Annotated in this window: 21 protein-coding genes and 1 pseudogene; 14 read left to right on the top strand and 8 right to left on the bottom strand. The window is 75.6% G+C overall.

Going from position 1 to position 23,944, the window contains the following annotated elements; genetic code table 11:
• Positions 1 to 5: 5 nt before the first annotated feature.
• From ACFYVJ_RS09305 to paaA, 5 genes are all read right to left on the bottom strand, one after another.
• The gene (locus tag ACFYVJ_RS09305; RefSeq protein ID WP_388888121.1) at positions 6 to 1,103 is read right to left on the bottom strand and encodes a 2Fe-2S iron-sulfur cluster-binding protein; all 1,098 of its coding nucleotides are present in this window, start codon (positions 1,101 to 1,103) and stop codon (positions 6 to 8) included.
• Complete coding sequence (locus tag ACFYVJ_RS09300) at positions 1,100 to 1,771, bottom strand: iron-sulfur cluster assembly protein (protein ID WP_388888119.1); 672 nt, start codon at positions 1,769 to 1,771, stop codon at positions 1,100 to 1,102. Before ACFYVJ_RS09300 ends, ACFYVJ_RS09305 begins: the two co-directional genes overlap by 4 nt.
• Positions 1,765 to 2,544, bottom strand: coding sequence for a 1,2-phenylacetyl-CoA epoxidase subunit PaaC (paaC, locus tag ACFYVJ_RS09295; RefSeq protein WP_388888116.1), 780 nt, complete (start codon positions 2,542 to 2,544; stop codon positions 1,765 to 1,767). The genes ACFYVJ_RS09300 and paaC overlap by 7 nt, the downstream gene beginning before the upstream one ends.
• Complete coding sequence (gene paaB, locus ACFYVJ_RS09290; RefSeq protein WP_047020129.1) at positions 2,541 to 2,807, bottom strand: 1,2-phenylacetyl-CoA epoxidase subunit PaaB; 267 nt, start codon at positions 2,805 to 2,807, stop codon at positions 2,541 to 2,543. Before paaB ends, paaC begins: the two co-directional genes overlap by 4 nt.
• A 110-nt stretch (positions 2,808 to 2,917) precedes the next feature.
• Positions 2,918 to 3,952, bottom strand: a complete 1,035-nt coding sequence (paaA, locus tag ACFYVJ_RS09285; RefSeq protein ID WP_388888113.1) for a 1,2-phenylacetyl-CoA epoxidase subunit PaaA — start codon at positions 3,950 to 3,952, stop codon at positions 2,918 to 2,920.
• A 163-nt stretch (positions 3,953 to 4,115) separates the two neighbouring features.
• Here paaA and ACFYVJ_RS09280 point away from each other — a divergent pair, with 163 nt between their 5' ends.
• The 3 genes from ACFYVJ_RS09280 to ACFYVJ_RS09270 are packed head-to-tail and all read left to right on the top strand — an operon-like array spanning position 4,116 to position 7,152.
• Positions 4,116 to 4,901 carry a DUF5819 family protein gene (locus ACFYVJ_RS09280; protein ID WP_388888110.1) on the top strand — a complete coding sequence of 262 codons (786 nt, stop codon included), beginning with the start codon at positions 4,116 to 4,118 and terminating at the stop codon, positions 4,899 to 4,901.
• Positions 4,902 to 4,951: 50 nt separating this feature from the next.
• Positions 4,952 to 6,322, top strand: coding sequence for an HTTM domain-containing protein (locus ACFYVJ_RS09275; protein WP_388888107.1), 1,371 nt, complete (start codon positions 4,952 to 4,954; stop codon positions 6,320 to 6,322).
• Positions 6,323 to 6,375: 53 nt separating this feature from the next.
• Positions 6,376 to 7,152, top strand: a complete 777-nt coding sequence (locus ACFYVJ_RS09270) for a TrmH family RNA methyltransferase (protein WP_388888104.1) — start codon at positions 6,376 to 6,378, stop codon at positions 7,150 to 7,152.
• 9 nt (positions 7,153 to 7,161) lie between these two features.
• On the opposite strand, the gene paaN is transcribed toward ACFYVJ_RS09270, so the two are convergent.
• Positions 7,162 to 8,844 (bottom strand): phenylacetic acid degradation protein PaaN, encoded by a 1,683-nt coding sequence (paaN, locus tag ACFYVJ_RS09265; protein WP_388888100.1) that lies wholly within the window; start codon positions 8,842 to 8,844, stop codon positions 7,162 to 7,164.
• Positions 8,845 to 8,936: 92 nt separating this feature from the next.
• Between paaN and ACFYVJ_RS09260 the strand changes: the two genes are divergently transcribed.
• On the top strand, positions 8,937 to 9,551 hold the full coding sequence (locus ACFYVJ_RS09260) for a TetR/AcrR family transcriptional regulator (RefSeq protein WP_388888098.1): 615 nt from the start codon (positions 8,937 to 8,939) through the stop codon (positions 9,549 to 9,551).
• A 58-nt stretch (positions 9,552 to 9,609) separates the two neighbouring features.
• Here ACFYVJ_RS09260 and ACFYVJ_RS09255 read toward each other — a convergent pair whose 3' ends face one another.
• Positions 9,610 to 10,140, bottom strand: a complete 531-nt coding sequence (locus tag ACFYVJ_RS09255; protein ID WP_388888096.1) for an Lrp/AsnC family transcriptional regulator — start codon at positions 10,138 to 10,140, stop codon at positions 9,610 to 9,612.
• A gap of 160 nt (positions 10,141 to 10,300) precedes the next feature.
• Between ACFYVJ_RS09255 and pdhA the strand changes: the two genes are divergently transcribed.
• The 10 genes and pseudogenes from pdhA (at position 10,301) to ACFYVJ_RS09205 (ending at position 22,072) form a co-directional block, all read left to right on the top strand.
• Positions 10,301 to 11,449: a pyruvate dehydrogenase (acetyl-transferring) E1 component subunit alpha gene (pdhA, locus tag ACFYVJ_RS09250; RefSeq protein WP_388888569.1), complete on the top strand. Its 1,149-nt coding sequence runs from the start codon at positions 10,301 to 10,303 to the stop codon at positions 11,447 to 11,449.
• Positions 11,446 to 12,483, top strand: a complete 1,038-nt coding sequence (locus tag ACFYVJ_RS09245; RefSeq protein WP_388888093.1) for an alpha-ketoacid dehydrogenase subunit beta — start codon at positions 11,446 to 11,448, stop codon at positions 12,481 to 12,483. The genes pdhA and ACFYVJ_RS09245 overlap by 4 nt, the downstream gene beginning before the upstream one ends.
• The gene (locus ACFYVJ_RS09240; protein ID WP_388888090.1) at positions 12,483 to 14,036 is read left to right on the top strand and encodes a dihydrolipoamide acetyltransferase family protein; all 1,554 of its coding nucleotides are present in this window, start codon (positions 12,483 to 12,485) and stop codon (positions 14,034 to 14,036) included. The genes ACFYVJ_RS09245 and ACFYVJ_RS09240 overlap by 1 nt, the downstream gene beginning before the upstream one ends.
• Positions 14,037 to 14,069: 33 nt before the next feature.
• Complete coding sequence (locus ACFYVJ_RS09235; RefSeq protein ID WP_388888088.1) at positions 14,070 to 15,011, top strand: DUF6457 domain-containing protein; 942 nt, start codon at positions 14,070 to 14,072, stop codon at positions 15,009 to 15,011.
• Positions 15,008 to 17,017 carry a molybdopterin molybdotransferase MoeA gene (locus ACFYVJ_RS09230; protein ID WP_388888085.1) on the top strand — a complete coding sequence of 670 codons (2,010 nt, stop codon included), beginning with the start codon at positions 15,008 to 15,010 and terminating at the stop codon, positions 17,015 to 17,017. Before ACFYVJ_RS09235 ends, ACFYVJ_RS09230 begins: the two co-directional genes overlap by 4 nt.
• Positions 17,014 to 18,264 carry a potassium channel family protein gene (locus tag ACFYVJ_RS09225; RefSeq protein WP_388888082.1) on the top strand — a complete coding sequence of 417 codons (1,251 nt, stop codon included), beginning with the start codon at positions 17,014 to 17,016 and terminating at the stop codon, positions 18,262 to 18,264. The genes ACFYVJ_RS09230 and ACFYVJ_RS09225 overlap by 4 nt, the downstream gene beginning before the upstream one ends.
• Before the next feature lie 13 nt (positions 18,265 to 18,277).
• Positions 18,278 to 19,255 carry an NAD(P)H-quinone oxidoreductase gene (locus tag ACFYVJ_RS09220; protein WP_388888079.1) on the top strand — a complete coding sequence of 326 codons (978 nt, stop codon included), beginning with the start codon at positions 18,278 to 18,280 and terminating at the stop codon, positions 19,253 to 19,255.
• A gap of 114 nt (positions 19,256 to 19,369) precedes the next feature.
• A complete protein-coding gene (locus tag ACFYVJ_RS09215; protein ID WP_388888076.1) occupies positions 19,370 to 20,623 on the top strand; it encodes a hypothetical protein in 1,254 nt (417 codons plus the stop codon).
• A 53-nt stretch (positions 20,624 to 20,676) separates the two neighbouring features.
• Positions 20,677 to 21,381: pseudogene (locus ACFYVJ_RS09210) on the top strand (GNAT family N-acetyltransferase); the annotation flags it as partial.
• Between the two features lie 124 nt (positions 21,382 to 21,505).
• Positions 21,506 to 22,072, top strand: coding sequence for a bacterial proteasome activator family protein (locus ACFYVJ_RS09205; protein WP_101423386.1), 567 nt, complete (start codon positions 21,506 to 21,508; stop codon positions 22,070 to 22,072).
• Positions 22,073 to 22,158: 86 nt separating this feature from the next.
• Here ACFYVJ_RS09205 and ACFYVJ_RS09200 read toward each other — a convergent pair whose 3' ends face one another.
• Positions 22,159 to 23,835, bottom strand: a complete 1,677-nt coding sequence (locus tag ACFYVJ_RS09200; RefSeq protein ID WP_388888073.1) for a protein kinase — start codon at positions 23,833 to 23,835, stop codon at positions 22,159 to 22,161.
• Positions 23,836 to 23,944 lie beyond the last annotated feature (109 nt).

The raw sequence follows: 23,944 nt of genomic DNA, 5'->3' as shown, positions 1-23,944 counted from the left end.
CCCGGTCAGCGGTCGAAGTCCAGCTCCACCTGCTCGGTCACCGGGTGCGACTGGCAGGCCAGCACGTAGCCGGCGGCCAGCTCGTCGGGCTCCAGCGCGTAGCTGCGGTCCATCCTGACCTCGCCGCGGACCAGGAACGCCCGGCACGTACCGCAGACGCCGCCCTTGCAGGCGTACGGGGCGTCCGGGCGGGCCCGTAGCACCGCGTCGAGCAGCTTCTCGCCCGGCCGCAGCGGCCAACTGCCGGAGCGGCCCGCGAGAGTGGCGGTCAGCGTGCTGTGCTCGGGGGCGGCGCCGGCGGGCTCGGGGGCCGGGGCGTCGTCGACGTGGAAGATCTCCTCGTGGATCCGGCGGCGGGGCACGCCGAGGCCGCGCAGCCCGCGCTCCGCCTGCTGGATCAGCCCGAAGGGCCCGCACAGGAACCAGCCCGCGACGTCCGCCACCGGCAGCAGCGCGGGCAGCAGCTCCGCCAGCCGCGCCGCGTCGAGCCGCCCGGCGGGCAGCCCGGCCTGCTGCTCCTCGCGGCTGAGCGACTGCACGACCTGGAGCCGGTCGGGATAGCGGTCCTTGAGGTCGGCGACCTCCTCCAGGAACATCGCCGAGTCGGCCGAGCGGTCGCTGCGGACGAGGCAGAAGCGGGCCCGCGGGTCGCGGCCCAGGAGGGTCGCGGCGATCGAGAGCACGGGCGTGATGCCGCTGCCGCCGACCACCGCCCCGTAGCGCCCGCCGGGGACCGGGGCGCCGCGCAGCCCGAAGCGGCCCGCGGGGGTGAGCACGGGCATGGTCTCCCCCGGCGCGAGCCGCCGGTTGACGTACGGCGAGCAGGCGCCGTCCGCCACCTCGCGGACGCCGACGGTCAGCTCGGCGGGCCCGGAGTCCTCGGGGGAGCAGATCGAGTACGTCCGCCGGTCGCTGGTCCCGCCCTCGGTGCCGGTGGGGATCCGCAGGGCGACGTGCTGCCCGGCCCGGAAGCCGTACGCGGCGCGCAGCTCGGGCGGCACGGCGAAGGTCACGGCGACGGCGTCGTCCGTGAGACGGCGGATGTCGGCGACCTTGAGGTCGTGGAAGACGGCGTGCCCCCGGGGTGCGGCGGCGGAGGTCACGTCAGCTCCTTGAAGTGGTCGAAGGGCTCCAGGCAGGCGGTGCAGCGGCGGAGCGCCTTGCAGGCGGTGGAGGAGAACGGCGACAGCAACTCGGTCTCGGCGGAGCCGCAGCGAGGACACCGCACGGGCTCGCCTGCTGCGGGCGCGAGGTCGCCTGCGGCGGGCGCGGCGAGGCGGGCCGGGGTGGGGGTCTCTGCCTGTGCGGTGCCGGCGTGGCCGGGTGCCGAGGGGGACGCACTGCCGGAGCGGTCGGCGGCCGCGGCCGTGGTCTCGGGTGGCGCGGGGCCGCCGCGGGTGGTCAGGGTGACCGGGACCGGGCCGGTGGGGCGCGTCGTACGGGGTGGGGCGATGCCCGACTCGGCGAGCTTGCGGCGGCCTTCCGGCGTGATGTCGTCCGTCGTCCACGGCGGCGCCAGCACCCGCCGTACCCGTACCTCCGCCATCCCGCCGCGCTCGCGCAGCACCCGCTCGATGTCCTCGGCCATGGACTCCACGGCCGGGCAGCCCGTGTACGTCGGCGTCAGCTCGACCTCCACCGCCGCCGTCCCCGTCCTGCGCACCCCGCGGACCACGCCCAGCTCCGCGAGCGTCAGCATCGGCAGCTCCGGGTCCGGCACGCTGCCGGCCAGCTCGCGCAGCCGCTCCTCCAGCGGGGTGTCCGTCACCATGACGCCCCCGGGTGGCTGCGGTGCAGGTGCTGCATCTCCGCGAGCATCCGGCCGAACGGTTCCGTGTGCACGCCCTCGCGCCCGGCCCCGGCCGACCAGCCGGTGCCGCGCGGGCCCTCGGGCAGCGCGAGCGTGGCGCGCTCCAGCACGCCGCCGACGGTGGCCAGCCACGCCGACTCCAGCCCGGCCCAGTCCACCGCCAGGCCCTCGACGGGCCGGAACAGCTCGCCCGTGTACCGCCAGAGCGCGTCGAGGCCCGCGCGCATCCGGGCGTGCGAGGTCGCCGTGCCGTCGCCGAGGCGCAGGGTCCACTGCTCGGCGTGGTCGCGGTGGTACGCGACCTCCTTGACCGCCTTCGCCGCGAGCGGCGCCAGGGGCGACGGCTCACCGGCGGCGGCCACCTGCCCGTAGAGCAGCTCCTGGTAGACGGAGAAGTACAACTGGCGGGCGATCGTGTGCGCGAAGTCGCCGTTCGGCAGCTCGACCAACTGCACGTTGCGGAAGGCGCGTTCCTCGCGGAGGAAGGCCAGCTCGTCTTCGTCGCCGACGAGGGAGAGCAGCGTGCGCGCCTGGCCGAGCAGGTCGAGCGCGATGTTCGCGAGGGCGACCTCCTCCTCCAGGACCGGCGCGTGGCCGGTCCACTCCGCGAGCCGGTGGGACAGCACGAGCGCGTCGTCCCCCAGCGCCAGCGCACCCGCGGCGGCAGCGGGGTCGAGGGGAGCCGGGTCGGGGGCCGCCGGGTCGGCGGTGGCCGGGTCCTGGGCGGTGCTCACAGGTTCCGCACCCCCTCCGGCAGCTCGTAGAACGTGGGGTGCCGGTACGGCTTGTCCGCGGCGGGGGCGAAGAACGGGTCCTTCTCGTCGGGCGAGGAGGCCGTGACCGCAGCGGACGGCACGACCCACACCGAGACGCCCTCCTGGCGGCGGGTGTAGAGATCGCGCGCGTTGCGCAGGGCCATGGCGGCGTCCGGGGCGTGCAGCGAGCCGGCGTGCACGTGTGACAGGCCGCGCCTGCTGCGTACGAACACCTCCCACAGCGGCCAGTCCCCTGCCGGCGCCTCCGCACCGCCGGACCCGGGGCCCGCCTCCGCGCCCGTACGACCCGGGCCCGCGCCCGGCTCCGCACCGCCGCCGGCGGCCGGCGCGGTCATGCCGCCGCCTCCGCGGACTCCGCGGCGCGCGCCCGCTTCGCGGCGTACGCCGCGGCGGCGTCACGCACCCACGCGCCGTCCTCGTGCGCCTGCCGCCTGCTGCCTATCCGCTGCTCGTTGCACGGCCCGTTCCCCCGGAGGACTTCCTTGAACTCCGTCCAGTCGATGGCGCCGAAGTCGTGCTGTCCCCGCTCCTCGTTCCACCGCAGGTCCGGGTCCGGGAGCGTCAGGCCCAGGATCTCGGCCTGCGGCACGCAGATGTCGACGAAGCGCTGGCGCAGCTCGTCGTTCGAGTGGCGCTTGATCTTCCAGGCCATGGACTGCGCCGAGTGCGCCGACTCGTCGTCGGGCGGGCCGAACATCATCAGCGACGGCCACCACCAGCGGTCGACGGCGTCCTGCGCCATCGCGTGCTGCTCGGGGGTGCCGTGCGCGAGGGTGTGCAGCAGCTCGTACCCCTGGCGCTGGTGGAAGGACTCCTCCTTGCAGATGCGGACCATCGCGCGCGCGTACGGGCCGTAGGAGCAGCGGCACAGCGGCACCTGGTTGATGATCGCGGCGCCGTCCACGAGCCAGCCGATGGCGCCGACGTCGGCCCAGGTGAGCGTGGGGTAGTTGAAGATCGAGGAGTACTTCTGGCGGCCGGCGTGCAGCTTGTCCAGCAGCTCGTCCCGGCCGGTGCCCAGGGTCTCGGCGGCGCTGTAGAGATACAGGCCGTGGCCCGCCTCGTCCTGCACCTTGGCGAGCAGGATCGCCTTGCGGCGCAGGGAGGGGGCGCGTGTCAGCCAGTTCGCCTCGGGCTGCATGCCGATGATCTCGGAGTGCGCGTGCTGGGCGATCTGGCGGACGAGCGTCGCGCGGTAGGCATCGGGCATCCAGTCGCGCGGCTCGATGCGCTCGTCCGCGGCGATCTTCGCCTCGAACGCGGCGGTGGCCTGCGGCGCGGCGTCCGCCGGCCCCGTGTCCTTACGGGGTCGGGAACCCGGCTCGGCTCCTGACCCGCGGCCTCTTTCGGTGATCGTCTCCGGCATCTCGGCTCCCGTGCCCTCCCTACCGACCGATCGTTCGGTTCCATGCTCCTTGCCCGGCCTTACCCTGTCAAGGTCGGTTTCTGCCCCCGCACGCTGCGCGGAGGCGGTCGGGGTGGGTAGCGTGCCGGTCCTAAGGACCGGAGGAGACGGGAGCCCGGGGGTTATGGAATCGCGCCAGCCGGACGAAAGCCGCGCCGGCATACCCGGCGGCGGGGGCGTCACGGGGGCGGAAGCAGCGGCGCCGGCGGCGCCGGCGGAGGACGGACCGGCGGCGGCGCCGCGGCCGGTGCCCGTCATCGCCGGGCTGTCGCCGCTCTCGCGGATCATCGTCGCGCTGGCCATCGCCGTGCTGGTCGGCGTCGTCACCGTGCATCTCGGCGCGGGCTTCCTGCACGTCGCCCCGGCCAACACGCTCAGCAAGAAGCACGACGAGACGATAGACCGCATCGTCTTCCCCGAGTTCGAGCAGAACTGGCGGCTCTTCGCGCCCAACCCGCTGCAGACCAACATCCACGTCGAGGTACGCGCCCAGTTGCTGATGCCCGACGGCGGCTCCGAGGAGACCGGCTGGGTCGACCTCACCGCCATGGACCACGAGAACATCGAGGGCAACCCGGCCCCCAGCCACACCGTGCAGAACGAACTGCGCCGCGGCTGGGACTACTGGATCGACACCCACGACGAGGACAACCGCGCCATCTCCGACCGGGCCGACCTCGCCGAGGACTACGTCAAGCGCATCGTGATGCGGCGCCTGGGCCCCGTGCTGAACGAGGGCCGGGTCGAGAAGATCCAGCTCCGGCAGACCAGCCGGCGGATCGCGCCGCCGCCGTGGAGCAGTGAGGAGTGGGACACCGCGCCGGTCCACCGGGAACTGCCCTGGTGGATCGTCACGGCGGAGGACCTGATGGAGAGCGACCGTGAGGTGTGGGAGGAGAGCGCCCAGTGACCTCGGCACCGCACACACCCCCCACGCCACCGGAGCCTCCCCCGCCCACCATGTCTCCCTCATCTCCCGCGTCTCCTGCGCCTCCCTCGTCTGCTGCGCCTCCCGTGTCGACTGCGCCCCCCGCGCCCGGCGAACCGCCCGCGCCCCCGAAGGTCCCCTCTGCGCACGAACTGCGCCGGCGCTTCGAGGACGCCCTCACCCGCGGCCTCGGCCACGTCACGACACGGGCGCTCGGCCCGTACCAGACGGCCGTCGTGCGCATCGGCTTCGCGTTCACCTGGCTCTGCTTCCTGCTGCGCGAACTGCCGCACCGGCACGAGCTGTACGGCCCCGACGGGCCGTGGAGCTACGACCTCGGCAAGCGGCTGATCAGCCAGACCGACGCGTTCACGCTGCTGATGTGGTCGCGCAGCGAGTTCTGGTTCGAGATCGTCTACCTGCTGGCCATCGCCGGCAGCGTGATGATGCTGCTGGGGTGGCGGACGCGGACGGCGTCCGTGCTGTTCATGATCGGCGTGCTGTCGCTGCAGAACCGCAGCATCTTCATGGGCGACGGCGGCGACAACGTCATCCACCTCATGGCCACGTACCTGGTGGTCACGCGCTGCGGCCAGGTCTGGTCGCTCGACGCGCGGCGGGCCCGGCGGCAGGCGGCCCCCGGTACGGGCACTCCGGCGCGGGACCGGGTCGGGACGGTGCTGTGGGCGGTGACCGGCACCGCGCTGGCCGCCGCCACCCTGCTGGGGCAACTGAGCTGGGGCTGGGCGCTGATCTTCTGGGGTCTGTGGGTCGCGCACGCGGTGCGGTGGGCGGCGCAGCGCGCCGGGTCCGCCGAGCCGCGGACGGTCTGCGACGTGCTGGCGAACCTCGCCCACAACGCCGGGCTGCTCGTGATCATGGCCCAGGTCTGCTTCATCTACGCGACCGCCGGCTGGTACAAGGTCCAGGGCACCCGCTGGCAGGACGGCACCGCCGTCTACTACCCGCTCAAGCTGGACTACTTCACGCCCTGGCCGGGGCTCGCGGACATGATGGCGAGCCACGGGGCCGTGATCATGCTGATCGGCTACGGCACGGTCATCGTGCAGGTCGCCTTCCCGTTCACCCTCTTCAACAGGCGGCTGAAGAACGTACTGCTGACCGTCATGATCATCGACCACGCGTCGATCGCCGTGATCATGGGGCTGCCGTTCTTCTCCGCGGCGATGATCTCGGCGGACCTGGTGTTCCTCCCGACGATCTTCCTGGTGTGGGCGGGCGCCAAGGTCACGGGGCTGAAGAACCTGCTCCTCGGCAGGCTGCCGGGCACCGCCCCGCCGGACGGGCACCCGCCGCGGCAGCCGGCGGCCGAGGGCCCGGCCCCCGCGGTCCCGGCCCCGGCGGCCTCCCCGGAGGCACCCGCGGACGTCCGCGGGGCCTGAGAGGCGCAGGGGTACGCGGACGGGGCGCCGCCCGCGACGCGTAGGCTCGGCGCATGAGCGCGGACGTCGTACGGGAGTGGCGTGAGGCCGCCGCGGACGACCGTGCCGTACTGCTCGACGGCTTCCACGCCCTCAAGCACGCCCTGCGCTTCGGCGCCCGGGTCCGGCTCGCCGTCACCGCCTCCCGCGCCGACGCCCGCGCGCTCGCCGCCGAACTGGCCCCCGACCTCGCCGGCCGCCTCAACGCCCTGCTCGCCGAGGTGCCCGACCGGGAACTGCGCGAGCTGGTGCCCCGGCGGCACCCCACCGGCGTCGCCGCCCTGGCCGACCGGCCGGAACCGGCCGCCGTCCGCGCCGCGCTGTACGCGCCCCGCTCCGCGCCGGTCGTCGTCCTCGACAACCCGCGCAACCTCGGCAACGTCGGCGCCGTCGTCCGCCTCGCCGCCGGCATGGGCGCCACCGGCGTCGTCACCACCGGCGACGCCGACCCCTGGCACCCCAACGCCGTCCGCGGCGCCGCCGGGCTGCACTACGCCACCGCCGTCGCCCGCCTCCCGCTCGGCGACCTCCCCGACGCCGCCCCCGGCCCGCTCTACGCCCTCGACCCCGAGGGCGACGACCTGCGCACCCTGCGGCTGCCGGCCGGCGTGCTCCTCGCCTTCGGCTCCGAACGGCACGGCATCTCCCCGGCCCTGCGCAACCGCGCGGACCGGCTCGTCTCGCTCCCGATGCACCCCCAGGTCTCCAGCTACAACCTGGCCACCAGCGTCGCCATGACCCTCTACCACTGGTCCCTGGACGCCGGCCCCGGGGCCCCGGGCGCGCGCTAGCCCGGAGTGCTACCCGGGGCGGCGGACCTCCACCATCCGGAAGCGGTTCGCCACGAAGGCGCCGTCCGTCAGTGCCGCGTTCGCCGCCGGGTTGCCGCCGGAGCCGTGGAAGTCGGAGAAGGCCGCGGTCTGGTTCACGAAGACCCCGCCGGTGAGGTTGAAGGACAACTGCGCCGGCTCCTCCAGGCACGCGTCCTCGATCTGCCGCTCCACCTCGGTCGACGTCGTGTACGCCCCGACCGTCATGGCGCCCTTCTCGCGGATGGTGCGCCGCAGCAGCTCCACCGCGTCCCCCGTCGAGTCGACCGCGACGGCGAACGACACCGGGCCGAAGCACTCCTCCAGGTACGCCGCCTCGGCCTCGGGCTTGGCGCCGTCGAGCTTGACGATCACCGGTGTACGCACCGTCGCGCCGGGGAACTCCGGGTGGACCACCGCCCGGGTGGCCAGGGCGACTTCGCCGAGCCCCGGGGCCGCCGCCAGCCGCTCCTGGACCCCCGGGTTGACGATCGCGCCGAGCAGCGCCGCCGCCCGCTCGTCGTCCCCGAGGAGCTTGTCGACCGCGGCGGCGAGTCCTGCGACCACCTCGTCGTACGACTTGCGGCCCTGGTCGGTGTCGATGCCGTCGCGGGGGATCAGCAGGTTCTGCGGGGTGGTGCACATCTGGCCGCTGTAGAGCGAGAGGGAGAAGGCGAGGTTGGCGAGCATGCCGCGGTAGTCGTCGGTGGAGTCGACCACGACCGTGTTGACCCCGGCCTTCTCCGTGTAGACCTGCGCCTGGCGGGCGTTCTCCTCCAGCCACTCGCCGAAGGCGGACGAGCCGGTGTAGTCCACGATCCGGATCTCGGGGCGCAGCGCCAGCGACTTGGCCACGCCCTCGCCGTCCCGCTCGGCGGTCAGGCACACCAGGTTCGGGTCGAAGCCGGCCTCCGTCAGCACCTCGCGGGTGACCTGCACCGTCAGCGCCAGCGGCAGCACGGCCCGCGGGTGCGGCTTGACCAGCACCGCGTTCCCCGTCGCCAGGGAGGCGAAGAGGCCGGGATAGCCGTTCCACGTCGGGAACGTGTTGCACCCGACGAGCAGCGCGACGCCGCGCGGCACGGCCGTGAACGTCTTGCGCAGGTGCAGCGGGTCCCGCTTGCCCTGCGGCTTGGACCACTCGGCGACCAGCGGCGTGCGGCTCTGCTCCCCATACGCGTACGCGACGGCCTCCAGGCCGCGGTCCTGCGCATGCGGCCCGCCGGCCTGGAACGCCATCATGAACGCCTGGCCCGACGTGTGCATCACCGCGTGCGCGAACTCGTGGGTGCGGGCGCTGATCCGGGCGAGGATCTCCAGGCACACCAGCGCGCGCAGCTCGGGACCCGCCTCCCGCCACGCCCCCGTCGCCGCCCGCATCGCGGGCAGCAGCACGTCCGGGTCCGCGTGCGGATACGTGATCCCCAGCTCCAGCCCGAACGGCGAGACCTCGTCCCCCGCCCAGCCGTCCGTGCCGGGCTGGCCGAGGTCGACGCGGGTGCCGCGGAGCGCCTCGAAGGCCGCCTGGCCGTCCGCGGGGGCGCTCTCGCCGTACGCCTTCGGGTGCTCGGGGTGCGGCGACCAGAAGGCGCGGGTGCGGATCGCGTCCAGCGCCTGGTCCAGGATCGGGCGGTGCTTCTCGGCGAGCGAGTCGGGAGTGAGGGGGGCGGGCATGCGGAACCAACTCCTCGTCGAGCTGGGCGGAAATCGGGCTTCGCGGCTAGAGTAACCGAATGATCGGTCGGGGCAAGAGAGGCTGTGGATAAGTGGCCGAGAGCAGGCGGACAGGCGCGCGGAGCGGCGCGAAACGGGACACGTACACCCCCGAGACGCTGCTCGCCGTGGCCGTCGAGGTCTTCCTGGAGCGGGGCTACGACGGCACCTCGATGGAACACCTCTCGCGCGCCGCGGGCATCTCCAAGTCCTCGATATACCACCACGTGCGCGGCAAGGAAGAGCTGCTGCACCGCGCGGTCAGCCGGGCCCTCGACGGCCTCTTCGGCGTCCTCGACGAGCCCGCCGCGCGCACCGGCCGGGCCGTGGACCGGCTGGAGGCCGTCGCCCGGGGCACGACCGCGGTGCTGATGTCGGAGCTGCCGTACGTGACGCTGCTGCTGCGCGTGCGCGGCAACACCGAGACGGAGCGCTGGGCGATGGCGCGCCGGCGCGAGTTCGATGCCCGGGTGGCGGCGCTGCTCAAGGAGGCGGTGGCGGACGGCGACCTGCGCGCGGACGTGGACGTCCGGCTGGCGACGCGGCTGCTCTTCGGCATGATCAACTCGATCGCGGAGTGGTACCGCCCGCGCGCGGGGAACGCCCACGACGACGCCGAGGTCTCGGCGGCCGTGGTGACGCTGGCCTTCGCGGGCCTGCGCACCTGACGGCGGACGCCCGACGGCCCACGGCGGCAGGGCGCCCGGCGCGGCCCCGGGCGCGCGCTCAGCTCAGCAGGTCGTTCTGCACGTCCGTCTCCTCGAAGACCAGCAGCGTGCGCGTCGACAGCACCTCGGGGATCGACTGGATCCGGGTCAGCACCAGGTCGCGCAGCGCGCGGTTGTCCTCCGTGTGCACCAGCAGCAGCACGTCGAAGTCCCCGCCGACGAGCGCGATGTGCGCCGCGCCCGGCAGTTGTTCGAGCTGGCGGCGGGCGGTGCGCCAGGTGTTCTGGACGATCTTCAGCGTGATGTACGCGGACGTCCCCTGCCCCGCCCGCTCCTGGTCGATACGGGCGGCGAAGCCGCGGATCACGCCGTCGTCGATGAGGCGGTTGATCCGGGCGTAGGCGTTGGCTCGGGAGACGTGGACCTGCTCGGCCACGGAGCGTACGGAGGCGCGGCCGTCGGCGCGCAGGATGCGGACGATCTCGCGGTCGACGGAGTCCAGGCGGCGGGCCGGCGGGCGCGGCGCGGGCACCGCGGGGACGGGCGCGGGCAGGTCGGGGGTGTCGTCTGCCAACTGTTCTTCCACCATGCCGTACCGCCTCCCCTGTCTGGACGACCTGCTGGTATTGGAAGCTGTGCAGAACCGTTTGTCCACAGGCTGGGGTTCCCTGTAGCCAAAATGTGCCGTCAACCGAACAATCGGTAGGGAGTGCATGAGGCTCAGCCACGCCCACAAGGAGGTGGACGTCATGACGGTCATCGAGCAGCCCGGCCGCGCCTACCACCCGGCGCCCCCGCCGGCCTGGAAGCCGCGTACGGAAGCGGCCCCCCTGCTGCCCGACCCCGAGCCGTACCGCGTGCTCGGCACCTCCGCCGCGGAGAAGACGGACGCCGGACTGCTCCGCGAGCTGTACGGCGCCCTGGTTTCCGGCCGGCGGTACAACGAGCAGGCCACCACCCTGACCAAGCAGGGCCGCCTCGCCGTCTACCCGTCCACGACCGGCCAGGAAGCCTGCCAGGTCGCCGCCGCCCGGGCGCTGCGCCTGCAGGACTGGCTCTTCCCCAGCTACCGGGACACGCTCGCGGCCGTCGCCCGCGGCCTCGACCCCGTGCAGGCCCTCACCCTGCTCCGCGGCGACTGGCACACCGGGTACGACCCCGCGGAGCACCGCATCGCGCCCCTGTGCACCCCGCTCGCCACCCAGCTCCCGCACGCGGTCGGCCTCGCCCGCGCCGCGCAGCTCAAGGGTGACGACGTGGTCGCCCTCGCCATGGTCGGCGACGGCGGCACCAGCGAGGGCGACTTCCACGAGGCGCTGAACTTCGCCGCCGTCTGGCGCGCGCCGGTGGTCTTCCTCGTGCAGAACAACGGCTTCGCGATCTCCGTCCCCCTCGCCAAGCAGACCGCCGCCCCCTCCCTCGCCCACAAGGCCGTGGGGTACGGGATGCCGGGCCGCCTCATCGACGGCAACGACGTGCTGGCCGCGCACGAGGTCCTCACCGAGGCCGTCGAGCGGGCCAGGGGCGGCGGCGGCCCGACGCTCGTCGAGGCCGTGACGTACCGCATGGACGCGCACACCAACGCCGACGACGCCACGCGGTACCGGACGGACAGCGAGGTCGAGCCCTGGCGCGGGCACGACCCCATCGCGCTGCTGGAGGCCGAGCTGACCGGCCGCGGGCTGCTCGACGAGGCGGGCGCCGCCGCGGCCCGCGCGGCCGCGGAGGAGGTGGCGGCGGGCATGCGCGAGCGGCTGCACGCCGACGCCGAGCTGGACCCGATGGACCTCTTCGCGCACGTCTACACCGAGCCGACCCAGCAGCTCCGCGCGCAGGAGAGCATGCTGCGCGCCGAACTGGAGGCGGAGCTCCAGGCCGAAGAGGAGGACGGGCGATGACGACGACGGCCGTCGCCGGCACCGCCGCCGGACGCAAGCCCGCCACCATGGCGCAGGCCCTCACGCGCGCGATGCGCGACGCCATGGCCGCCGACCCCGCTGTCCACGTCATGGGCGAGGACGTCGGGCAGCTCGGCGGCGTCTTCCGCATCACCCAGGGCCTGGCGGAGGAGTTCGGCGAGGACCGCTGCGCGGACACCCCGCTGGCCGAGGCCGGCATCCTCGGCACGGCCGTGGGGATGGCGATGTACGGGCTGCGGCCCGTGGTGGAGATGCAGTTCGACGCCTTCGGCTACCCGGCGTTCGAGCAGCTCGTCAGCCACGTCTCCCGGATGCGCAACCGCACCCGGGGAGCCACCCCGATGCCGCTGACCATCCGCGTCCCGTACGGCGGCGGCATCGGCGGCGTCGAGCACCACGGCGACTCCTCCGAGGCGTACTACATGGCGACCCCCGGGCTGCACGTGGTGACGCCCGGCACCGTCGCCGACGCCTACGGGCTGCTGCGCGCGGCGATCGCCTCCGACGACCCCGTCGTCTTCATGGAGCCCAAGCGGCTCTACTGGTCGAAGGCCGGCTGGGACCCCGACCGCCCCGAGGAGGTGCCGGGCATCGGCCGCGCGGTGGTGCGCCGGCCGGGCACGACGGCGACGCTCGTGACGTACGGGCCGTCGGTGCCGGTCTGCCTGGAGGCCGCCGAGGCCGCGCGGGAGGAGGGCTGGGACCTGGAGGTCGTCGACCTGCGCTCCCTGGTGCCGTTCGACGAGGAGACGGTGGCGGCGTCCGTGCGGCGCACGGGCCGGGCCGTCGTCGTCCACGAGTCGCCCGGCTTCGCGGGACCCGGCGGCGAGATCGCCGCCCGCATCGGCGAGCGGTGCTTCCACCACCTGGAGGCGCCCGTGCTGCGCGTCGCCGGCCTCGACATCCCGTACCCGCCGCCGATGCTGGAGAAGCACCACCTGCCGGGCGTGGACCGCGTGCTGGACGCGGTGTCGCGGCTGCAGTGGGAGGCCGAGTGGACGGAGGGCGGCTGATGCCGGAGGTCCGCGAGTTCGCGCTGCCCGACCTGGGGGAGGGCCTGACGGAGGCGGAGATCGTCACCTGGCTGGTGGACGTCGGCGACGTCATCGCCGTCGACCAGCCGGTGGTGGAGGTGGAGACGGCCAAGGCGATGGTCGAGGTGCCCTGCCCGTACGGGGGTGTGGTCACCGCCCGCCACGGCGACCCGGGCACGGAGGTGCCGGTGGGGTCCGTGCTGGTCACGGTGGCGGTGGAGACCGGCACCGGGTCCGGGGCAGGGTCCGGTGCCGGTGCCGGTAGCCGATACCGGGACCGGATCGAGGACAGGATCCGCGGCGCCGGAGCCGGTCCGGCGGATGGTGGCCGGGCGGGTGCGGTCGACGGGGCGGTGGCCGCCGGCGCGGTGGCCGACGCACGGGCGGCGGAGTTCGCAGGCGAGGAGACCGGAGGTTCGGGCAACGTCCTCGTCGGCTACGGCACGAGCGCGGGCGGTACGCGCCGCCGGCGCCGGAGCGCCGGTGCCGGGCGAACCGCCCCCGGCGGCGGCCCGGTTCGTCCCGGAGCGGACGCGCCGGCACCGCGGGGCACGGAGGCGCCCGAAGTCCCGGCGGACGGACCGGTGGCCGTCATCTCGCCGCTGGTGCGGCGGATCGCCCGGGAGTCCGGGCTCGACCTGCGTGCCATCACCGGCAGCGGGCCGCACGGGCTGATCCTGCGCGCCGACGTCGAGGCCGCGGTACGGGCCGGGGCGCCCGCGGGCCGTGGTGCGGCCGCGGCTGCGGCACGTACGGCGGCCGGTGACACGGCAGTTGGCGCCGGGGCGCGTACCGCCGGTGCCGGGACGGCCGGGGCCGTGGCCGCCGCCGGCGGGCTCGCCGGGGGCGAGCGGGTGCCGCTGCGGGGAGTGCGCGGGGCCATCGCCGACAAGCTGTCCCGCAGCCGGCGGGAGATCCCCGATGTCACGTGCTGGGTGGACGCCGACGCGACGGAGCTGCTCGAGGCCCGGCGGGCGATGAACGCCACGGCGGGGGACCGCCCCGCGGTGTCGCTGCTCGCCCTGCTCGGCCGCGTCTGCACCGCCGCGCTCGCGCGCTACCCGGAGCTGAACTCCACGGTGCGGGGCCGCGAGATAGTCCGGCTGCCCGCCGTCCACCTCGGTTTCGCCGCGCAGACGGACCGCGGGCTCGTCGTCCCGGTCGTACGCGACGCGCACGCGCTCTCCGCCGAGCGGCTCTCCGCGGAGATGGCGCGGCTGACGGAGGCGGCGCGGGCCGGCAGGCTGACGCCCGCGGAGCTGACCGGCGGCACGTTCACGCTGAACAACTACGGCGTCTTCGGCGTCGACGGCTCGACCCCGATCCTCAACCACCCCGAGGCGGGCATGCTCGGCGTGGGGCGGATCGCGGAGAAGCCGTGGGTGCACGGCGGCGAGTTGGCGGTGCGGCGCGTGGTGGAGCTGTCGTTCACCTTCGACCACCGGGTGTGCGACGGCGGCACGGCGGGCGGCTTCCTGCGGTACGTGGCCGACTGCGTCGAGCATCCCGCGGTGCTGCTCAGGGCGCTCTAGCGGAACGGCGCACGGCGGGTAGGGTCCCGTGCCATGGAGGAGTCCGGCGGTACGGGGTCCGGGGCGGGGTCCGCCGGTGCCGGGCCCGGCGCGGCGCACGCGGGTGCGGGCGCCGGGGCGGCCGGGGCGTATGACGCCGTCGTGCTCGCCGGAGGCGCCGCGCGGCGGCTCGGCGGGGTCGACAAGATGGCCCTGCGCGTCGGCGGCCGGACGCTGCTGGACCGGGTGTTGCGCGCGTGCCGCGGCGCCGGGCAGACCGTCGTCGTGGGGCCGCGCCGCCCCACGGTCCGCCCGGTGACGTGGACCCGCGAGGCGCCGCCCGGCGGCGGCCCCGTCGCCGCGCTGGCCGCCGCGCTGCCGCTGACCTCCGCCGACACCGTCGTGCTGCTCTCCGCCGACCTGCCGTTCCTGGACGACGGCACGGTCCGTACCCTCCGCGAATCGCTCGTGGCGGCCGGCGACGGCGTGGACGGGGCGATGTTCGTGGACGGCACCGGGCGCGACCAGCCGCTGGTCGCGGTGTACCGGGGCGAGTCGCTGCGGCGCGGCCTCGCGCTGCTGGCCGTCGAGTACGGAGGGGTCGCCGGGCTGCCGCTGCGGCTGCTGACGGGGGAGCTGACGCTCGTCCGCTCGGCATCCGGTGCCACGTTCGACTGCGACACCTGGGAGGATCTGGCCACGGCCAGGGACCGGATCAGGGAGCATGGGCACGTGCTGGATGAATGGCTCGCAGCGGTCAAGGAAGAACTCGGTCTCGACACCGAGGTGGACACCCGCGTCCTGCTCGACCTCGCGCGCGACGCCGCGCACGGAGTGGCGCGCCCCGCGGCCCCGTTGACGACGTTCCTCGTCGGCTACGCGGCGGGGCGGGCAGGCGGCGGCCCCGAGGCGGTCGCGGAGGCGGCGCGCAAGGTCACGGCGCTGACGGAGCGGTGGGCGGAGGAGGCGGCCGAGGAGGGCCGGTCGGACACATGACGTCTGGTCGGCGCGGCGACCGGCGCACCCAGGGGTCGGGCGCCGGAGCCGGGAGCGGGAACGGGAGCGACGGCGAAACCGGCGCCCGCGGCGATGAGTTCGCGGACGCGCTGGCGCTGGCGAACGACCGCCGCGACCTGGCCGCCGCCTACGGCGACGCCTTCACCCTCGCCGACCCCCCGCCGCCCGCGGCTCCCGCACGGCCGGGTACGTCCCGAGAGCGGGCGTGCACGGACGAGTTCGGCGACGACCGTGCGCCTTCGGGCTCCGACAGCAGCCCCCGGGACCGCGGGGACGGTTTCGTCGCGCCATCGGCCCGTACGGGTCCGGGGTCCCGCGCCGAGGGGCGCGGGACCGGCGGGGGCCGCGGGGCCGCCCCGGGCTCCGGGCCCGGGCCCCGCGGGCGCCGCGGCGGGCCGGGCGCAGGGGACGGGCCCGCCGCGCCGGGATCTGGGGCCGGCTCCGGGCGCCGCAGCGGTCGCGCGATGCGCCAGGGCCCGGACCGTACTCCCCGGGAACGCGGGGGCGACGCCACCGGATCGGGCCGCGGCGGGGACCCGCTGGACGTCGCCCTCGGGCTCGACGGGCGCGCCCGGCGGGAGCCGCGTGACCCCCGCGGTCTGTCCTGGGACGCCGCCCGCCGCGTCGCCGTACGGTCCGGGCGGCGGCTGGGTGCCGTCGCGGTGCCGGTGGCCGGTGCATACGGGCAGGTGCTCGCCGAGCCGCTCAGGGCGCTCGCCGACCTCCCCCCCTTCGACACCTCCGCGATGGACGGCTACGCCGTCGCGGGACCCGGCCCCTGGCGGCTCGACGCCGCGGGCCAGGGCATCCTCGCCGGCCACGCCGCCCACCCCGCGCTGCCCGACGGCCACGCCGTACGCATCGCCACCGGCGCCCGCGTCCCGCCCGGCGCCACCGGCGTCCTCCGCTCCGAGCACGCCGGACTCCGCGACGACGGCAGCCTCTACGCCACCGGCGCCACCGCCGCGCAGGACGTCCGCACCGGCCAGGACATCCGCCCCCGCGGCCAGGAGTGCCGCGCGGGCGTCGAGTTGCTGCCCGCGGGCGAGCGCGTCACCCCCGCGGTCCTCGGGCTCGCCGCCGCCGCGGGCCACGACGAGCTGCGCGTCGTCCGCCGCCCGCGCGTCGAGGTCCTCGTCCTCGGCGCCGAGTTGCTGCACCGCGGCCTGCCCCGCGAGGGCCGGATCCGCGACGCGCTCGGCCCGATGCTGGAGCCGTGGCTGCGCGCGTGCGGCGCCGAGCCGTTCGTCACCCGCCGCCTCGGGGACGACGCGGAGCTGCTGTACGAGGCCGTCGCCACGTCCACCGCCGACGTCGTGGTCACCACCGGCGGCACCGCCGCGGGCCCGGTCGACCACGTCCACGGCACCCTGCGCCGCCTCAAGGCGGACCTGGTCGTCGACGGCGTCGCGGTACGGCCCGGCCACCCGATGCTGCTCGCGGTGCTGCCGACCGGCGCGCACGTCGTGGGGCTGCCCGGCAACCCGCTTGCGGCGGTCTCCGGGCTGCTCACGCTCGCCGAGCCGTTGCTGCGCGTGCTCGGCGGCGCGCCCGTGCCGGAGCCGCCGGAGGCGGTGCTCACCGCGGACGCGAAGGGGCACCCGACGGACACCCGGCTGGTGCCCGTCGCCATGGAGCACGGCGGCGCGCACGCTCCGGCGGCGCACCGGCCCGCGCGTACGGAGCGCTCCGCGCCCGACGCACCCACCGCGCAGATCCCGCCCCCGAGCGCCCAGCGCCCGGCGCGTACCCCCGCGCGCAGCGCCCACGCCGCGCCCGTCCGCGCCGCGGCATCCGGCGCCCCGTACCCCGCCGCGCGCCCCCTGCACTTCACGGGACCCGCCATGCTCCGCGGCCTCGCCGCCGCCGACGCCCTCGCCGTCGTCCCGCCCGGCGGCGCCCCCGCCGGCGCCCCCGTGCGCGTCCTCCGCCTCCCCTGGGCCGCCGCCTCCGCGGCCGCGACCGCCCCGGCAGGCCCCGCGTGAAATACCCCGACCAACGCGTCGCCCTGCCCCGCCGCCCCCGCGCCCCGCTGCGCCAGGTCGGAGGCCGCATCCTGGCCGCGCTCTTCGTCCTCTTCCTCGCGGTGTTCGTCGTCTACCTCGGCCGCGACGGCTACCACGACAACGCCGGCGGCAAGGTCGGCCTGCTGGACGCCGCGTACTACGCCACCGTCTCGCTCTCCACCACCGGCTACGGCGACATCGTCCCCGCCACCCCGGGCACCCGGCTCACCACGGTCCTCGTGGTGACCCCGCTGCGCGTGCTCTTCCTGATCATCCTCGTCGGCACCACCCTTGAGGTGCTCACCGAGCGCACCCGCCAGCAGTGGCGGCTCGATCGCTGGAGGTCCACGTTGCGCGATCACACCGTCATCGTCGGCTACGGCACGAAGGGCCGCTCCGCGCTGCAGACGCTGCGCGCGAAGGGGCTCGACAAGGGCCAGGTCGTGATCATCGACCCGAGCAGCAAGGTCATCGAGGCGGCTAACGCCGACGGCTTCGCCGGCGTCGTCGGCGACGCGACGCGCTCCGCCGTGCTGCTGCGCGCCGAGGGGCAGCGGGCGGCGCAGTTCGTCATCTCGCCGCAGCGCGACGACACCGCGGTGCTGGTGACGCTGACGGTCCGGCAGTTGAACCCGCGGGCCAAGATCGTGACGGCGGTGCGCGAGGAGGAGAACGCGCCGCTGCTGCGCCAGTCCGGCGCGGACGCGGTGATCACCAGCTCCAGCGCGGCGGGCCGGCTGCTCGGCCTGTCGGTGCTGAGCCCGAGCGCGGGCACGGTGCTGGAGGACCTGATCGTGCAGGGCTCGGGACTGGATCTCATCGAGCGCCCGGCGACCAGGGCGGAGGCGGGCCTCCACCCGCGCGAGACCGACGACTTGGTGGTGGCGGTCAAGCGCGGGCACCGGCTGATGGCGTACGACGATCCGGACGTCGGCCGGCTGGAGATGACGGACCGTCTGATCACCATCAGCCGGGCCGCGGGACCGGCGACGACGCCGGAGAAGGAGCGCATAGTCACCCGCGAGGGTGGCTGGGACCTGGGCGGACGCCGGGACCGCGGCTACCGGGACTACGAGGACACCCGCGACTCCCGCGGCGCCAGGGGCTACGGCGCCTACGGCGAGTTGGGCGGCGCGGACCGCGACCGGGACCGCGGCCGCGGCTGGAACCGGAACGGCGACGGCGGTCCGGGGGAGGACGGGGACGGCGCGGACGACGCGGAGTAGTAGCGTCCACTCCATGCATGCCATCACCATCTCAGAGCCAGGCGGCCCCGATTCGCTCGTCTGGGCCGAGGTCCCCGACCCCGTGCCGGCGGAAGGCGAAGTGCTGATCGAGGTGGCTGCCGCCGGTGTGAACCGCGCCGACGTGCTGCAGCGCCAGGGGTTCTACGAGCCGCCCGCCGGCGCGTCCCCGTACCCGGGACTGGAGTGTGCGGGCCGGATCGCCGCGCTCGGCGCGGGCGTGACCGGCTGGCAGGTCGGCGACGAGGTGTGCGCGCTGCTCGCCGGCGGCGGGTACGCGGAGCTGGTCGCGGTGCCCGCCGGACAACTGCTGCCCGTACCGCGCGGCCACGACGCCGTGACCGCCGCCGCGCTGCCCGAAGTGGCGTGCACGGTCTGGTCGAACGTCTTCATGATCGCCCATCTGCGCCCCGGCGAGACGCTGCTCGTGCACGGCGGCGGCAGCGGCATCGGCACGATGGCGGTGCAACTGGCCAAGGCGGTCGGCGCCCGGGTGGCGGTGACGGCGGGCAGCGTGGAGAAGCTGGAGTACTGCCGCGAGCTGGGCGCGGACGTGCTGGTCAACTACCGCGAGCAGGACTTCGTCAAGGAGGTGCGCGCCGCCACCGGGGGCGCGGGCGCCGACGTGATCCTGGACATCGTCGGGGCCGCGTATCTGGCGCAGAACGTGAAGGCGCTGGCGGTCAACGGCCGGATCGCGGTGATCGGGCTGCAGGGCGGCGCGAAGGGGGAGCTGAACCTCGGCGCGCTGCTGGCCAAGCGCGGGGCGATCACGGCGACCTCGCTGCGGGGGCGGCCGCCGGGCGAGAAGGCGGCGATCGTGGCGGCGGTACGGGAGCACGTATGGCCGCTGGTGGAGGCGGACCGGGTGCGGCCGATCGTGGACAGGACGCTGCCGGTGCAGCAGGCGGGCGAGGCGCACCGGGTGATGGAGTCGAGCGCGCACGTGGGGAAGCTGCTGCTGACGACGTGAGGACGGGCGGTGCGCCGTGCGGGTGTACCCGCACGGCGTAGCCCCGAATGTCGGCTTTGTTGGTTTATGTGACTCTAGTCACGTCAGCACTGCCGGCACGGAAGGGTCCCCGCCGTGGCTGCTCCCGCACGTCGCCTGCGCCTCGCGGCCGGGGTGGTGGCGGTGGTGCTGTGGCAGGGGACGGTGGCGGGGCAGGGGGTCGCGTACGGGGTGAGCAACGCGGCACCGGCCGGAGCCCGGCACGAGGCGCCGCAGCGCGCGGTGACCCGGCCGGTCGCGGCGGCGCAGCCCGCCCGTCTCGCCGGCCCCCCGGCGAGCGCCACGGCCCTCGGGAGCCTCGCCGCACCGCCCCACCGACCCGGCTCCGCATCCGGCCGCCCCGGCGCTACGGACGGACGCCCCCGCGCGACGGACGGCACCCCCGGGCCCGCGACCGCCCGCCCCCGCGGCGCAGCGGCCCGGCCCCGCGCGACCGACCCGCGACCCGGCGCGGCGGACGACCGCCCCGGGTTCACCGCCGCTCGACCCGACTCCGCGTCCGGCCGCCCAGGCGAGGCAGCCGACCGACCCGGTGCCTCAGACCTCCGCCCCGGTTCCGCACCCGGCCGCCCCCGCGCCGCGGACGCCCCCCGCGGCCCGGCGGCCCCGCCCCCAGACGCCGACGGCGACCCCGACCGCCCCCGCCGCCCCGGGGGTCTCGCCGGCAACGGCGCCGGCGAAGGACGCCGCCACCCCGGTCGCCCCCAGCCCGCCGCGCCCCCCGGCGACGTCACCGCGCCCCCCCGCCCGGAGCGCCCGGACCGCCCCGAGCCCCCCGCGCCACCCCGCCCCGGCGCCGAGGGGCCCGTACCCCCCGCACCGCCCCGCCCCAAGGCCCCCGACGCGGACCGCACCCCCCGCCCCGACCCCCCGGCACCGCGCCGCGATCGCCCGGAGCGCCCGGACCACCGGGACCGCCCCGACCGGCCCCCGCACTCCGGCCGCTCCCCCGCACCCACGCCCACCCCGCACGGCAAGCGCCGCGATGCCGGCCACCCCCGCGCGGAGCGCGACCGCCCCCGCAGCCCGCGCCCCCACGCCTCCGCCCCCGGCGCCCGCAAGGCGGACCCGGGCCCCCCGCACACCCGCCCCCGCCCGCCCCGCGCCCCCGCCCCGTACCGCAGCAGCAACCCCCCGGTCCCCGGCACCGACCACACCCCCGACCCGGCGCAGAGCCTCACCTTCGTCCCGGACGCCCAGGCCGACGCCACCGAACGCGTCCCGCGCCGCGGCTCCGGCACGGCGGACCGCGTCCTGCCCCTCGGCACCGGCATGACCCTCATCGGCCTCGGCCTGGCGTACTTCGCCCTCCGCCTCCGCCGCCGCTGAGCCCGCGGCCCGCGGCCAGGAGCCAGGACCGACCCCGCGACTACGCTGCCCGCATGGACCCGGCGAAACCCAGCAACGCCCAGGCCGACGCCCAGGCCGACGCCCAGGCCGGCGCACCCGGCAGCGAGCCCGGCGCACCCCACCGCACCACCCCGGCCGCTCCAGGCCCCGCGCCGGCCGGCCCAGCCCCCGCGCCCGGCACCCCGCCCGCCCCACACGAACCCGCCCTCCTCACTGCCCCCGCCCTCGCCGCCACCCCCCGCCTCGCCGCGGCCTTCCCCGCCGCCGCCCACCGCCTCCTCGCCGCCCTCGTCCGCGACGGTGCCGCCCTCGGCTGGGTCGAGCCGCCGTCCCCCGCCGAGGTGGCCGCGCTCCTCGACGACGTGTCCGCCGCCGCCCGGGCCGGCGACGGCGCGCTGCGTGCCGCGTACCAGGGCGACCGGCTCCTCGGCCTCGGCTACTGGCTCCGCTACGCCCGCCCCACCCACCGCCCGCACGCCGACCTGGAGAAGCTCGCGGTGGCCGCCGAGGCGCACGGCCGCGGGGTCGGGCGGGCGCTGGCCGCGGCGCTGGTCGCCGACGCGCGGGCCGCCGGGATCGAGGTGCTGACCCTCGATGCCCGCGGCGACAACGGCGCCGCCCTGCGCCTCTACACCTCGCTGGGCTTCACGGAGTACGGCAGGCTCCCCGGGTTCGTGGCCGTCGGGGAGCGCCGCTACGACAAGGTCTTCCACATGCTGGACCTCCGCCGTCCGCCGGACGGCCGGCGCGGCGACCCGCCCGGCCCCCCGACCAGCGACCACACCCGGCCGGACCCGATCCGCCCGCGCCGCCCAAGATCCCGATAGCCCCGCCGCCGGGCTCGTGCGCGACAATGGCCCTATGAATACTCCGAGCAACGAGCGCCCGCCAGAGACCCCCCAGGTGGTGGTGGTCGGACCCGACGGCATGGCACGCGGGACCGTCGCGCCGGGCGACGGCGGCGCGGACGAGGAGGGCCGCGAGATCCCGCTGACCGACAAGGTCGAGCAGCCGGCGAAGGTCATGCGCATCGGCAGCATGATCAAGCAGTTGCTGGAGGAGGTGCGGGCCGCGCCCCTGGACGAGGCGAGCCGGGCCCGGCTGAAGGAGATCCACTCCAGTTCCGTGAAGGAGCTGGAGGACGGCCTCGCCCCCGACCTGATCGACGAGCTGGAGCGGCTGACGCTGCCCTTCACCGACGAGACCGTGCCCACGGAGGCGGAGCTGCGCATCGCGCAGGCGCAGTTGGTCGGCTGGCTCGAAGGGCTCTTCCACGGCATCCAGACGACGCTGTTCGCGCAGCAGATGGCCGCGCGGGCGCAGTTGGAGCAGATGCGCCGGGCGCTGCCGGCCGGCGGCGGACTCGGCGGCGAGGACCAGGGCGAGATGGGCCCGGAGCACGGCCGCAGCGGCGGTCCGTACCTCTGATCCGGAAGCCCCTGGCTCCACACGGCGGCGGGCCGGTTCGTACCAAGGTACGAACCGGCCCGTAGTCCTTCGCGGGACGGGGAGTCCTACTGCTTGTACCCCGTCGCGATGACCAGCTCCAGCTTGTCCTTCGACGGGTCGAAATAGTCGTCGTACTCGTCGAAGTTCTGCTCCAGCACGGTGTCCTTGCCCCACAGCTCGTCGGGCTCCTCGTCCACCTCGTACGACCACTGCGCGGCACGCAGGCACTCGCGCACCGACTGGTAGTCCTTGAAGGTGAAGTCCGGCACCCGGACCAGCTTCTCGTTCTGGGGGTCGGTCATCGGCTCGGTGCAGCGGGTCTTGTCGATCGTGCGGGAGCGGTCCGGCGGGATCATCTCGTTCTCGCCCTTGCCGCCGTCGTCGCCTTCGCCGCCGCTGTCGTCGCCCGGGTCGGCGGTCGGATCGGAGTTCGGGTCGGAGTCGGGGTCCTGCTGCGTCTGGCCGGTCGGCTTGGCCTCGGGCTCGCCGTCGTCGCCGCCGTTGAGCGCGACGACGATGATGGCGGCCGCGATCACCGCGACGGCGATGACGACGGTCAGCCCGATGACCGCGACGTTCCGGTTCCCCTTGCCGCCGCCCGCACCGCCGTGGCCGCCGCCCGGCCCGCCCTGCGGGCTGAGCGAGTACGGCTGGGGCGTCGCGTACCCGCCGTGCTGCTGCGGCTGCTGCTGTGGCGGGCCGAAGCCCTGCTGCTGCATCGGCTGGTACGGGGTGGGGGCGCCGGGCGGCGGCGAGTGGTACGGGTTGACCGGCGGGAACACCGCCGAGCCGACGCCCGCGCCCGAGTCCCGCGCGTGCGCCCCCGCGATGACGGACGGCATCGCGCCCGGCGGCGTCATGCCGCCCGCCCGGCGCACCTCCTCGCGCATCTCCTCGGCGCTGCGGAACCGTTCGCCGGGGTTCTTCGCCAGCGCCCGCGCCACCAGCGCGTCGACCACCGGCGGCACCGTCATGTTGATCGACGAGGGCGCCGGCGGCGGCTCCTGCACGTGCGCGTACGCGATGGCCAGCGGCGAGTCCGCGTCGAACGGCAGTCGGCCGGTCAGCAGCTCGAAGAGCATCACGCCCACCGAATACAGGTCGGAGCGGGCGTCGACGCCGCGGCCCAGGGCCTGTTCCGGGGAGAGGTACTGCGGGGTGCCGACGACCATGCCCGTCTGCGTCATCGACGTGACGCCGGACTGCACGGCGCGGGCGATGCCGAAGTCCATCACCTTGACCTGCTCGCGGCGCGTCATCATGACGTTCCCCGGCTTGATGTCGCGGTGCACGAGGCCCATCTCGTGGCTGGCGTCGAGCGCGGCCAGCACGTCCGAGACGATCCGCAGCGCCTTCTCCGTGGGCATCGCGCCGAACCGGGCCACGTCCTCGTCGAGCACCGAGCGCAGCGGGCGGCCCTCGACGTACTCCATGACGATGTACGGCACGGGCCCGCCGCCGTCGCCCGCGAAGCGGTCCTCGCCGGTGTCGAAGACGGAGACGACGTTCTGGTGCGACAGCCGGGCGACGGCCTGGGCCTCGCGGCGGAAGCGCTCGCGGAAGGAATCCTCGCGGCCCAGCTCGGTGTGGAGCGTCTTCACCGCGACCTGGCGGTCGAGCACGGTGTCGTGGGCGAGGTGGACGGAGGCCATGCCGCCCGTGCCCAGCAGGTCGAGGAGCCGGTAGCGGCCGCCTCCCACGGATCGGCCGGCGTAGTCGTCCTGGCCGCCGTACTCGGTCATGCTGGATCTCCCCCGGGTGCCTGCCTGATGCTGAAAGTCTGCCTCAGGCAGAGGAGAGGTCAAGCGGGTTGCCCGTTCCGTGACCACCTGCCCCCTTGAGCCGTCCCTT

The sequence above is a fragment of the Streptomyces sp. NPDC004134 genome, from assembly GCF_042874195.1.
Lineage (GTDB): Bacteria > Actinomycetota > Actinomycetes > Streptomycetales > Streptomycetaceae > Streptomyces.
This window is presented reverse-complemented; position numbering and strand designations above follow the sequence as displayed.